The organism is Streptomyces sp. NPDC104226, assembly GCF_055584085.1.
On the sequence record NZ_JBVJMS010000005.1, the window covers coordinates 441,474 to 454,516 of the forward strand.

At 70.4% G+C, this 13,043-nt stretch carries 8 protein-coding genes; 3 read left to right on the top strand and 5 right to left on the bottom strand.

The features are described from left to right. Positions 1-231: 231 nt before the first annotated feature. Positions 232-750, bottom strand: coding sequence for a hypothetical protein (locus ACZ60J_RS18485; protein WP_469683054.1), 519 nt, complete (start codon positions 748-750; stop codon positions 232-234). 703 nt (positions 751-1,453) lie between these two features. Between ACZ60J_RS18485 and ACZ60J_RS18490 the strand changes: the two genes are divergently transcribed. Then, positions 1,454-3,043, top strand: coding sequence for a WxL domain-containing protein (locus ACZ60J_RS18490; RefSeq protein WP_469683055.1), 1,590 nt, complete (start codon positions 1,454-1,456; stop codon positions 3,041-3,043). 197 nt (positions 3,044-3,240) lie between these two features. After that, positions 3,241-5,229: a hypothetical protein gene (locus ACZ60J_RS18495; RefSeq protein WP_469683056.1), complete on the top strand. Its 1,989-nt coding sequence runs from the start codon at positions 3,241-3,243 to the stop codon at positions 5,227-5,229. Positions 5,230-5,373: 144 nt separating this feature from the next. On the opposite strand, the gene ACZ60J_RS18500 is transcribed toward ACZ60J_RS18495, so the two are convergent. From ACZ60J_RS18500 to ACZ60J_RS18515, 4 genes are all read right to left on the bottom strand, one after another. Further along, positions 5,374-6,207 carry an S-methyl-5'-thioadenosine phosphorylase gene (locus ACZ60J_RS18500; RefSeq protein WP_469683057.1) on the bottom strand — a complete coding sequence of 278 codons (834 nt, stop codon included), beginning with the start codon at positions 6,205-6,207 and terminating at the stop codon, positions 5,374-5,376. A gap of 96 nt (positions 6,208-6,303) precedes the next feature. Next, positions 6,304-6,618, bottom strand: a complete 315-nt coding sequence (locus ACZ60J_RS18505) for an FmdB family zinc ribbon protein (protein WP_469683058.1) — start codon at positions 6,616-6,618, stop codon at positions 6,304-6,306. Positions 6,619-6,685: 67 nt separating this feature from the next. Beyond that, complete coding sequence (locus ACZ60J_RS18510) at positions 6,686-8,038, bottom strand: MFS transporter (protein ID WP_469683059.1); 1,353 nt, start codon at positions 8,036-8,038, stop codon at positions 6,686-6,688. A 365-nt stretch (positions 8,039-8,403) separates the two neighbouring features. Continuing rightward, on the bottom strand, positions 8,404-9,885 hold the full coding sequence (locus ACZ60J_RS18515) for a potassium/proton antiporter (protein ID WP_469683060.1): 1,482 nt from the start codon (positions 9,883-9,885) through the stop codon (positions 8,404-8,406). 321 nt (positions 9,886-10,206) lie between these two features. Between ACZ60J_RS18515 and ACZ60J_RS18520 the strand changes: the two genes are divergently transcribed. Further along, positions 10,207-13,038 carry a penicillin acylase family protein gene (locus ACZ60J_RS18520; RefSeq protein WP_469683061.1) on the top strand — a complete coding sequence of 944 codons (2,832 nt, stop codon included), beginning with the start codon at positions 10,207-10,209 and terminating at the stop codon, positions 13,036-13,038. Positions 13,039-13,043: the final 5 nt, after the last annotated feature.

A 13,043-nucleotide genomic window follows, 5' to 3' on the forward strand; every position in this document is an offset into this window, starting at 1 on the left:
GGACATCCCCCTCACCCGCAGGGGTTACCGGGAACCGCCCGCCCTGAGCGACGGGCCGCGTACGAGCTCCGGCCCGGAGGGCGCCCGGGCATGCGGCCCGGATCGGCCCGCACGCCCGTCGGGCCCGTGGGGCCCCTAAGCGGGAGCAGATGGCGGGCCGGCGCGCGGCCCGCCATCCTCCGGCCCGCGGGGCCGGACGTTCCGCCGGGTGCTACTCGGCGTCCTCGGGTGCTACCAGGTGAAGTTGGACGCCTGTGCGCTGGTCGCCGTGCAGTAGATGCTCGGGACGCCCGGCGGGGTGATGGAGACGGTGAAGTTGGCCGCGCCGGGAGCCCCGGCCAGCGGTGCGAGGTTGGTGGTGTTGCCCGCCACGAGGGTGCCCGTGGTGAGCGGGAGCGGGCCGACCGTGACCGAACCGCCCGCGACCATGGGCGGGTTGATGGTGCCGGAGAACTGCGTGGTGCCGGCGACGCCGTTCTTCGTGACCTTGATGACGGTCGCGATGGTGTTGGCCCCGATCGGGGCCGTGCCCGCGGGGACCTTGATCGCGGTGGACGCGAGCTTGAGCTTCTTGACGCCGCCCGAGTCGGTGGCCGTGAGGGTCACGCTGCCGCTTCCCCAGGTGGCGCAGTTGAAGGTGGCGGTCGTGGTGGCCGGGGCGACGGCGTAGGCGCTGGTCGACAGGGCGACCGAGGCGGTCAGCGCGGCCGCGCCGACGGCCGCGATGGTGGCGATCTTGAGGCGGGACATGGTGGTGCTCCCTTCGAGTGCCTGACGGACATGAGGGTGTCGCAGGTACGCGGGCGCGCCGGAGCGGAAGCGTGCGCCGCTTGGTGACGGGAAGTCCCGGGGAGTGGCGACGGCCGGGGGCTCGCTGACGCCCGGCTCGGCGGAGCTCCGGTGTGGCTGGATCCGGTATCCCGAATTGCAGTGAAGCGGCGCCTTCGGGTGGGCGTCAAGCCTCATCCGTGAATTGTTTTCGATTACAGAGGCGAGTCGGCGGTGTAAAGCGCAGGTGACGCGGCGGCTCCGGTTGACTTTGTGAGCGGTCTCGTAAAGTCCATCTGACGTTCCGTCAACTTGGCTATTCACTTCTCTACTTCGCTGCGCAACGCTGTCGCTCCGAGTGGCTCGCGCGCCGATCGTCCGCTTCGGGTCGTATGCGTTTGATCAGGTAGGACAGTCGGCCGGGTGGGCTGTATCAAAGAGGGGGCGGACGTTACAGAGCCGCGTTTCCAGGCGTGTGCATTCCCGTGCCTATTTCGGCGCACCCGGGGTGTTCTGTGAGATGGATGCGGAAATTGACTGAAATCCATACCGATCGCAGTCGCCCGCTCGGGCCACCGGCCGGCTCATCCACGAGCGGGCCGGAACTCCTACTCGCGAATGAGGAGATCAGGTGCTCTTGCAGCGAAGTCCGGCGGCCCGGAGATCGATCTGGTTAGGGGGCGCGGTGACCACCGTCCTCGCCCTGGCGGGCGGGGTGCTGGCCCCCGCCGCGCAAGCGGGAACGATCCGCCCCACCGTGCACTGCGTCCTTCCCGCGGGTCAGGGCGATCCTTCCGGCCCGCAGGACATCACCGTCGAACTGTCCCCCGCCACCGTGGCGCCGGGAGGCAAGGTGCACGCCAAGGTCACCCTCGGCCCCGGCCCGGCGACCAGCCCGTTCAAGCTGGACGACGTACCCTCCACGCCCTCTATCGACCTCGTGATGTCGGGCGGCGCCACCGGCAAGGTGACGGTGCAGGGCCCGACGGTCCTGGTGGACGTTCCCGCGCAGCCGGACCCGATCGTGATCCCGCCCTACGAGGGGGACTTCTTCGTCCCGGCGAACGCCTCCGGGCCGATCCAGTTCACTCCGGTCAAGATGAACACGGCCACCGTGGTCTTCGGCGGCAACTACAACACCCCCTGTGAGGTCGTCAGCGGCGGCGGCGTGGTCGCCACGGTCACCGCCCAGGGCGGCGGGGGCGCGGAGGCGACGGTGTCGGCGCCGGGCGGTCCGGTCAAGCCGAGCACCTCCGTACCGCTGTCGGGTGGTGGGTGGACTCCGGGCGCCACGGCCACGGCGACCCTGTGCGATGCGGGCGGCGGAGGCTGCGACGCGACGAAGGTGGCCGACAGCGTGCTGGCCATCGACGGTGCGGGCGCCCTGAGCGGCACCATCACCCTGGCCAACTCCTGGACCATCCCCGATGGTTCGTACGCCGTTCAGGTGAGCGACGGCACGAAGCAGGCGAAGGCTCCGCTCCAGGTGAAGGCGTACGTCCCGGCGGGCCCGTACGAGCTGAAGGCCTATCCGGACAGGGCCGCGGTGGGCTCGGTCATCACGGTGTCGGGGAAGAACTACCACCAGGACCAGCAGCTCAACGTGGTCGCGCTGGACGCCGACGGGAACACCCTCGACGACACGGCGGTCTATCCCAGCACCACCACCGACGGCACCTTCAGCACCGAGTTCACGATCAGTGACCCGGCCATCGCCTTCATCCACACCGACGAGGGCGGTGTGGAAGGCACCGACACCAAGGTGCCCTTCACCGTCATCACCGGCGGCGGACCGGGCGAGGGCGGCACCGGCACCCAGAGGTTCACGTTCTCCGTCACCCCCGGCCCGCTCTCGATGAGCCAGAGCGGGGCGGAAGTGAACTTCGGGACCATCCAGCTGGACGGATCGAGCCACGACGTCCCCGGCAGCCTCAACCCGGTCCAGATCTCGGACGCCCGGGGCGGCACGGCCGGCTGGTCGCTGACCGGCACGCTCAGCGACTTCACCGCCGCCGGAGGCGGCACGGCCGTGATCCCGGCCGGCGCCGTGAGCTGGACCCCGTCCTGCGCGGCGCACGCCGACGCGATCGGTACGCCGACCGCGGGAGCACCCGGAGCGCTCGGCGCCACCCCGGCATCCCTGTGCGAGGTTCCGACGGGCGGCGGCCAGGTGGTCGGCGGCGTCTTCGACGCCTCCGCAGGGCTGAACCTCCGCGTTCCGGCGGTCGTCCCCGGCGGGAACTACGCGGCGACGCTCACGCTCTCGCTGTCCTGATCAGGGCACGGCCCGCCCGGGCACCGCCCACCGGGCCGAGCACCACGGGCCGTGCCGAGCACCAAGTACCGAGCACCAGGCACGAAGCACGACCGGGCCGGGATCCCGCGCACCGTGCGCGGGATCCCGGCCCGCACCATCCCGCCCATGCGCGTTCCTACGTGCCCACCCCCCCCGCATACACAAAGGGAGACCGGATGCTCTCGCACCGAAGACTGCTACGGCGCACACCCCTGGTCACGGGCGGTACCGCCCTGATGCTGGCCGCGGGCGGCCTGGCCCTGGCCCCCGTGGCCCAGGCCGGCACCGTCACCCCCACCGTGCACTGCTCCCTGCCCGCCGGGCAGGGAGAGGCCACCGGTCCGCAGGCCATGACCGTCGACCTGACCACCACGAGCGTCCCGCCCGGCGGCAAGGTCCACGCCAAGATCACCCTCGGTGTGAGCCCCGCGAAGAGCACCACGACCCTCAGCAACATCCCCACCACCCCGGCGATCGACCTCGCGCTCTCCGGCGGGGCCACGGGCACGGTCACCATCCAGGGACCGACGGTCAACCTGAACTACACCAACGGCCAGGCCGTCGTCCTGCCCCCCTTCGAGGGCGACTTCTTCCTCCCGGCCACGGCGTCCGGCGCGGTCAACCTGACCCCCTTGCGGACCAGGACCACGACCGTGGTCTTCGGCGGCACCTACCAGACCCCCTGCGACGTGACCGCCGGCGGCGGGACCGTGGCGACGGTGACGGCCCAGGGCGGCGGGAGCGCGGAGGCGACGGTGACGGCACCGACCGGTTCGGTGAAGCCCAGTACGTCGGTGCCGCTGGCCGGCGGCGGCTGGACCCCGGGCGCCACGGCGACCCCGACCCTGTGCGACGCGACGGGCGGCAACTGCGACGCGGCCAAGATCGCGTCGAGCACGTTGGCCATCGACGCGGGGGGCGGCCTGAGCGGCAGCATCGCCCTCGCCAGTTCCTGGACGCTTCCCGATGGTTCGTACTCCGTCCAGGTGAGCGACGGCACGAAGCAGGCGAAGGCTCCGCTCCAGGTGAAGGCGTACGTCCCGGCGGGCCCGTACGAACTGACCGCGAGCCCCGACCACGGTCCGGTCGGCTCCGTGATCACGGTGTCGGGGAAGAACTACCACCAGGACCAGCAGCTCAACGTGGTCGCGCTGGACGCCGACGGGAACACCCTCGACGACACGGCGGTCTATCCCAGCACCACCACCGACGGCACCTTCAGCACCGAGTTCACGATCAGTGACCCGGCCATCGCCTTCATCCACACCGACGAAGGCGCCGTGGAGGGCACCGAGACCGACATCCCCTTCACCGTCACCACCAACCCGGTCAGTCTCGCCACCGGCGCGGCCACGGTGAAGCCGGGCGCCACGGTGTCCCTCACGGGTACGGGCTGGCCCGCGGGCGCCGCCGCCTCGGCGGCCCTGTGCGCGGCCGACGGTTCGGGCTGCGACCCTGCGAAGATCGGTTCGGCGAACCTCGGCGTCGACGCCTCCGGGAACCTGTCCGGCACGGTCACCCTCGCCTCCTCGGCCGGCGAAGGGGCCTACCAGGTCCGGATCACCGCCGGAGGTCTGAACGTCACCGCCCCGCTCACGGTGGCGAAGACGTTCCTCACGCTGTCCCCGTCCACCGGTCCGGTCGGCACGAAGGTCACGGTCGTGGGTCAGGGCTTCGCCCCGGTCAGCACCGTCCAGATCGACGGGCTGAAGGCGGACGGCTCCAAGAGCGGGGACGCCTACCGGACCAAGGTGGTCGGCCTCGACGGCAGCTTCTCCCAGACCTTCACCGTCGGCGACGCCGCCACCGTCGCCCTCCAGGCGCGCGAGTGGCTGGTGAACGGGAAGAAGGCCGTGGCCCGGTTCACCGTCGGCGGCGCCCCGCAGCCGCCGGCGCCTTCCTACGCGCTGTCTCCGGACAGCGGTCCCGTGGGAACCGTCGTCCAGGTCACCGGCCGCGGCTTCGCACCGGTGGCGACGGTGGCGGTCACCGGGCGGAAGGCGGACGGGTCGAAGACCTCCGATGCCTGTGTCACCCGTGTGATCGGACTGGACGGCACGTTCGCGCTGAACTTCACCGTGAAGGACCCGGCCACCACCTCGATCATGGCCTCCGAGGTACTGGCCAACGGCAAGGTGATCCAGACCCGGTTCACCGTCCGCTAGCGGACGGCCCACCCGCCACGGCCGCTCCGCGCGGCGCCGCGAAGGCGCCGGGCGGAGCGGCCGCGGTGCGGGTGTGGTCCGGGCGTGGCACGGGGCGGCCGTGGTTCCCGCGGGCGTGCCTTCGGGCATGCCTACGGGGTGTGTCTACGGCAGTTCGATGCCCAGGTCCCAGCCGTCGTGCGCGTGGGTGCACAGGCAGTCGCGGGACTCCGTCGGGGGCAGGGCGGCCACCGCGTCGAAGAGGACCTCGCGCAGTCGCCCGACGTTCTCGCCGAACACCTTGAGGACCTCCGTGTGGGAGACCCCCTCGCCCGTCTCCGCGCCCGCGTCCAGGTCCGTGACCAGCGCCATCGAGGTGTAGCAGAGCCCCAGCTCGCGCGCGAGGACCGCCTCGGGGTGGCCCGTCATGCCGACCACCGACCAGCCGGCCGCGGCGTGCCACTGCGATTCGGCGCGGGTCGAGAAGCGGGGCCCCTCGATGACGACCATGGTGCCGCCGTCCACCGGCTCCCAGTCCCGCCCACGCGCCGCGGCCAGTGCCACCGAGCGGCCGACCGGGCAGTAGGGGTCGGCGAAGGTGGTGTGCACGACGTTGGGGACCGAGCCGTCCGGGAGCGGCTCCCCGTCGAAGAAGGTCTGGGCGCGGGACTTCGTACGGTCGACCAGCTGGTCGGGAACGAGCAGCGTCCCCGGGCCGTACTCGGAGCGCAGGCCGCCGACCGCGCAGGGGCCCAGCACCTGGCGGACGCCCACGGAGCGCAGGGCCCACAGGTTGGCCCGGTAGTTGATCTTGTGCGGGGGCACGGTGTGGCTGCGGCCGTGCCGGGGCAGGAAGGCCACGGTCCGGCCGGCGAGCTCGCCGAGGTAGAGGGAGTCGCTGGGGGGCCCGTAGGGCGTCTCCACCTGGATCTCGGAGACGTCCTCCAGGAAGGAGTAGAAGCCCGATCCGCCGATGACACCGATCTCTGCATTCGCCATGCTGCCACCCTAACGGGGCATGCCGAAGGCCCCGCTGTCCCGTGGGGACGGCAGGGCCTCGGATGAAGCTGTGAAGCCGGTGGGCCTTGGAGTGCGTCAGGCGGCGGACGAGCTCGACGACGACGAGGAGGTCGAGGTCGAGGACGACGAAGCCGTCGAGGACGACGTGGACGCAGCCGGGGTGGCGGCGGGCGTCGACGCGGGCTTCGAGGCAGGGGTGCTGCTCGACGAAGCGCCGCGGCTGTCGTTCCGGTAGAAACCGGAGCCCTTGAAGACGATGCCGACCGCGGAGAACACCTTCTTCAGGCGTCCGTCGCAGCTCGGGCACACGGTCAGTGCGTCATCGGTGAACTTCTGCACGGCCTCAAGGCCCTCACCGCACTCGGTGCACTGGTACTGGTAGGTCGGCACGAATTTCCTCCTGGCACTCTGACTCAATGAGTGCTAACGACGCTCCATGGTGACGTATTCCGGCGGATCAGTCCACCGTCACCGGCACGCGGTGACCCAGACCACGCTCGTTCACACCCGCGGCGGGTGCCGCGGAGGTGGTCCGAGCGGGTGCCGGGGCGGCCGGCTTGGACGAGCTGACGATCCGGCTCGGGGCCTTCGGGGCCAGCTTCGCACGCAGCGCCAGCAGGATGGCCAGAGCCAGGGCGGTGGCCACCATCGGCACGAGGAACCCGTACGAGGACCCGTGCGCGTCCGTCAGGCGGCCGGCCAGGGTCACGGCGCCGGCCTGTCCGAAGGCGACGCCGCCGGTGAGCCAGGTGAAGGCCTCGGTCCGCGAGGCGGCCGGGACCAGCTGCTCGATCATGGTGTAGCCGGTGATCAGCGCGGGGGCGATGCACAGACCGACGACCAGGCCGAGCGCGCCGAGCAGGATCATCGAGTTCGCGGCCCACAGGACCGAGGCGGCGGCGGTGAGGCCGATGTAGCCGAGGAGCAGGCGGCGGCGCGGGCCGATCTTCCAGGCGATGGCGCCCATGGCGATGCCCGCGATCATGTTGCCCGCGGCGAAGATGCCGTAGAGCAGACCGTTGGCGCCGGGGTTGCCGATCTCCTCGGAGAAGGCGGCGAGCGACACCTGCATGCCGCCGAAGACGGCGCCGATGCCGATGAAGGCGACGATCAGGACGCGCAGGCCGTGGAACGACAGGGCCGGGGCGTGCTTCTCACCGTGCGCCGGACGGGCGACGAGCCCGGGCTGCGACGACCGCTGGGCGGCGAAGAGCAGGCCGCCGATCAGGGTCAGCGCCGCCTCGGTGACCAGACCGGCCGCCGGGTTGATGCCGGTGCACAGCGCGGTGGCGAGCACCGGGCCGACGACGAAGGTGAACTCGTCGGTGACGGACTCGAACGCGGCGGCGGTGGGCAGCAGCGGGGAGCCTTCGAGCTTGGCCGCCCAGCGGGACCGGACCATGGGTCCGACCTGCGGGACGGAGGCACCGGCGGGGACGGCCGCCAGTGCGAGCGCCCAGACGGGCGCACCCAGCAGCGCGAGCGCCACCAGGGAGCTGACGGCGGTGGCGTGTACGAGGGCCACCGGGACCAGGACGGCGCTCTGGCCGCGGCGGTCGATGAGCTTGCCCATGACCGGGGCGAACACGGCCATGGAGATGCCGGTGACGGCGGCGACGATGCCGGCGCTGCCGTAGGAACCGGTGGTGTGCTGGACGAGCAGCAGGATGCTGATCGTCAGCATGCCGAAGGGGAGTCGAGCGGCGAATCCCGGGAGAACGAAGCCGAGGGCGCCGGGCGTGCGCAGCAGCTGCCCGTAGCCGGGTCGGGTGGACGTGGCGGACTTGTCGGTCGTGACCGCGGATGTCACGGCCTGGCCTTTCCGCTGCCTGGTAGAACTCCCCGTCTGCGGACGATGCGGCGCCTTGTGGGCGAGCGCACCCGTACATGTGGGAGCCCCGAGAGCTGTCCTCTTGCGCAAAACCGAGTGATACCTGGGCGCCCACTGCGGGAGGGTGCCACGGCCGCTTTGCGGTCGCGCCAGCTCTGCGTCAGGCAGAGTTGGTTCGATGTGTTGTTCCTTAATCGTACAGGCAGATCGGCCGATATGCCCTGTGATTCTGGCTACAAGGCATGTCTTCACCTGCGATTAACTGGAACTTCGCATTCAAGCCTCGTCTAAACAGGGGTGAAACTGGACAGAAACCATCGAAAATGATGAATTAGAGCGGCGCTCTAACCCTTCTTCGAGCGCTTCTTGGGGCTCTCTTCCCCGCCCGTTCCCAGCCAGCCCGCCAGCTTGCCGCCCCGGGCCACCGCCCGCAGCCGCGCCTCCGCCGCGTCCCGTACCGGATCCGTGGCCACCACCAGCAGTTCGTCCCCGCGCCGCAGCACGGTCGACGGCGCCGGTACGAAGCTGCGCGCGTCCCGTACGACCAGCGTGACGGAAGCCCCCGGCGGCAGCCGCAGCTCGCTCACCTCGACGCCGTGCATCCGCGAGGCGGGCGGGATCGCGAAGGACAGCAGGTGCCCGCGCAGCTTCTCCAGCGGCGCCGACTCGATCCCGAGGTCGGAGGCGGCCTCTTCGCTGTTGCCCAGCTTCAGCTTGCGCGCGAGCCACGGCAGGGTCGGTCCCTGGACCAGGGTGTACACGACGACCAGGACGAAGACGATGTTGAAGACCCGCTCGCTGCCCTCGATCCCGGACACCATGGGGATGGTCGCCAGGATGATGGGCACGGCCCCGCGCAGGCCCGCCCAGGACATGAGCGCCTGCTCCTGCCAGGGCAGCCGGAAGGGCAGCAGGGAGACGAAGACCTCCAGCGGCCGGGCCACCATCGTCAGCACCAGCCCGATGATCACCGCCGGCCAGAAGTCGTTGACCAGCTCGTGCGGGGTGACCAGCAGGCCGAGCAGGACGAACATGCCGATCTGGGCGATCCAGCCGAGCCCGTCCGCGAACCCCCGGGTGGCGGGCCAGTGGGGGAGCTTCGCGTTCCCGAGCACCATCGCCGCCAGGTACACCGCGAGGAAGCCGGAGCCGTGCGCGATCGCACCGGCCGCGTAGGCGCTGATCGCGATCGCCATCACCGCGATCGGGTAGAGGCCCGAGGCGGGCAGTGCCACGTGCCGCAGCCCGTACGAGCCCAGGAAGCCCACCGTCAGGCCGATGGCGACGCCGATCGCGAGCTCCAGCGCGATCTTGCCTATGAGGACGTACCAGTCGTCGACCGGCCCGACGGTCGCGAAGGCCACGACCAGGATGACGACGGGGGCGTCGTTGAAGCCGGACTCGGCCTCCAGCACACCCGTGACCCGGGAGGGGAGCGGGACCTTGCGCAGGACCGAGAAGACGGCCGCCGCGTCGGTCGAGGAGACGACCGCGCCGATCAGCAGGGCTTGGCGCCATTCGAGTCCGACGAGGTAGTGCGCGCCCGCCGCGGTCACGCCCACGCTGACGGCGACGCCGACCAGCGACAGCACGATCGCGGCCGGCAGGGCCGGCTTGATCTCTTTCCACTTCGTGCCCAGGCCGCCCTCGGCGAGGATCACCACGAGCGCGGCATAGCCGATCACCTGGGTCAGCTCGGCGTTGTCGAACACGACGTTGCCGATGCCGTCCTGGCCTATCGCGATGCCTATGCCGAGGTAAATGAGCAGGCTGGGAAGGCCGCTGCGCGAAGAGACGCGTACCGCCGCCACGGCGACGAGCAGCACGAGCGAGCAGACCAGCAGGAGCTCATTGAGCGTGTGGACAGTCAGCGGGCGGCCCTTTCCTCGACGTGCCTGGCGATGACGGAACGAGACGCGCCGGACTGACGCATCGTTCCGGCACGGGCACGGATGGCAAGTACTTCGTTACCTTACCTAATCTTTGACGCGCCCTTTACTCGTTAGCCACATTGTGAAACGCCCGAGGGGCTCTGTCCTCATGACCTGTCGTCATGAGCTCGACCCCTGACGGATCAACGCACCCGGTCCTGCGCCTATGGTTGCTCCCAGCACTCCCAGGACCACCCTGCCCCTCTAAGGACAGCGATGCCCGCCAACGAAACCGCCCCTTCCGTCAAGAAGAAGGGACGACGCGCCCGTCTGATCGTGCTCGTCCTGGTGCTGGCGCTCTTCGCTGGCCTCGGGTACGGGGCGTACTGGAGCGTGGACAGCGTGCGGGCGTCGTTCCCGCAGACCACCGGCTCCCTCAAGGTGCCCGGCCTGACCGGGACCGTCGACGTCAAGCGCGACGCCAACGGAATCCCCCAGCTGTACGCCGACTCCGACGAGGACCTCTTCCGCGCGCAGGGCTTCGTGCACGCGCAGGACCGGTTCTGGGAGATGGACGTACGCCGCCACATGACCTCCGGGCGCCTCTCCGAGATGTTCGGCGCCGGCCAGGTCGAGACGGACGCCTTCCTGCGCACGCTCGGCTGGCGCCAGGTCGCGCAGCAGGAGTACGACACCAAGCTTTCGGCCGAGACCAAGAAGTACCTGCAGGCCTACGCCGACGGGGTCAACGCGTACCTGAAGGGGAAGTCCGGCAAGGACCTCTCCGTCGAGCACGCCGCCCTCAAGCTCAGCGACTCCTACCAGCCCGAGCAGTGGACCCCGGTCGACTCGGTGGCCTGGCTCAAGGCGATGGCCTGGGACCTGCGCGGCAACATGCAGGACGAGATCGACCGTGCGCTGATGACGGGCAAGCTCTCGCAGACCCAGATCGACGACCTCTACCCGCCGTACCCCTTCGACCGGAACCGTCCGATCGTCGAGGGCGGCACCGTCAAGGGCGGGAAGTACACCCCCGCGGCCGGTCCCGGCTCCGGCAGCCCCGTGAGCTCCGGCGGCCAGGGCGCCGCCAACGGCTCCCAGGTCTCCACGCAGACCGGCGGCCAGACCGGGCTGGCCGGCAACGCCACCGCCCAGGGCGCCACCGTGGGGCTGCGCACGCAGCTCGGCGCGCTGGCCGACACCCTCGACGAGATCCCCGCGATCCTCGGCCCGGCCGGCAGCGGCATCGGATCGAACTCCTGGGTCGTCTCGGGCCAGTACACGACCACCGGCAAGCCGCTGCTCGCGAACGACCCGCACCTCTCCCCGCAGCTGCCCTCGGTCTGGTACCAGATGGGCCTGCACTGCCGGACGGCCTCGGCCGGCTGCCAGTACGACGTGGCCGGCTACACCTTCTCCGGCATGCCGGGCGTGATCATCGGCCACAACGCCGACATCGCCTGGGGCATGACCAACCTCGGCGCCGACGTCACCGACCTCTACCTGGAGCAGGTCAAGCCCGAGGGCTACGTCTACGACAACAAGGTGCTCCCCTTCACCACCCGCGAAGAGGTCATCAAGATCGCCGGCGGCAGTGAGAAGAAGATCACCGTCCGGTCCACCAACAACGGCCCGCTGGTCTCCGACCGCAGCGACCAGATCGCCACGGTCGGCGCCCGCGCCCCCGTGAACAGCGCCGCCCCCGACCGCGGCAACGGCTACGGGGTCTCCCTGCGCTGGACCGCGCTGGACCCGGGCAAGTCGATGGACGCCGTGTTCAAGATCAACCGGGCCAAGAACTTCCAGGACTTCCGCGCCGCGGCCCGCGACTTCGAGGTCCCCTCGCAGAACCTGATCTACGCGGACAACAAGGGCCCCAACGGCAACATCGGCTACCAGGCCCCCGGCCGCATCCCGATCCGCAACAACGGCGACGGCAAGATGCCCGCCCCCGGCTGGGACTCCAAGTACGCCTGGAAGGGCGGCAAGGACGGCAACGCCGGCTACATCCCGCAGGACGAGATGCCGTGGGCGTACAACCCGGCCCGCGGGTTCATCGTGACGGCGAACCAGGCCGTCACCGAGAGCGGCCAGGGCAAGTACCCGTACGTGCTGACGACCGACTGGGGCTACGGCGCCCGCAGTCAGCGGATCAACGACCTCATCGAGGCGAAGATCAAGGACAGCGGGAAGATCTCCACCGACGACATGCGCACCATGCAGATGGACAACAGCAGCGAGATCGCCGCGCTGCTGACCCCGATGCTGGCCAAGATCGACGTCTCGGACCCGGACGTCCGCTCCGCGCAGAAGCTGCTGGACGGCTGGAACTACACCCAGGAGCCCGACTCGGCGGCCGCCGCCTACTTCAACGCTGTCTGGCGCAACATCCTCAAGCTGGCCTTCGGCGACAAGATGCCCAAGGAGCTGCGGGTCGAGGGCAGCTGCTTCAACGTCCGGGAGCAGACGACCGGACCGGCGGACGACCTCGCCAAGACGGTCCGCGAATGCGGTGAGCGCGGCTCCGACTCGGCGCAGCCCGACGGCGGGGACCGCTGGTTCGAGGTGGTCCGCCGCCTGGTCAAGGACGAGAACTCGGCCTGGTGGCAGTCGCCCGCCGTCGGCCGCACCGCGGCCACCACCACCCGCGACCAGCTGTTCGCGCGGGCCATGAAGGACGCCCGCTGGGAGCTGACCGCCAAGCTCGGCAAGGACCAGTCGACCTGGAGCTGGGGCCGCATGCACCAGCTGATGCTGAAGAACCAGACGATCGGCACCGAGGGCCCCGGCTTCCTCCAGTGGGTCCTCAACCGCGGCCCCTGGAACCTGGGCGGCGGCGAGGCCACCGTCAACGCGACCGGCTGGAACGCCTCCAGCGGGTACGGGGTCACCTGGGTGCCCTCGATGCGGATGGTCGTGAACCTCGCCGACTTCGACAAGTCCCGCTGGATCAACCTCACGGGCGCCTCGGGTCACGCGTACCACGACCACTACACGGACCAGACGACCCTGTGGGCCAAGGGCGAGCTGCTGGACTGGGCCTTCGGGAAGGAAGCCGTGGACAAGGCCACGGTCGACACCCTGACCCTCCAGCCCGAAGGTTCGTGACCGCG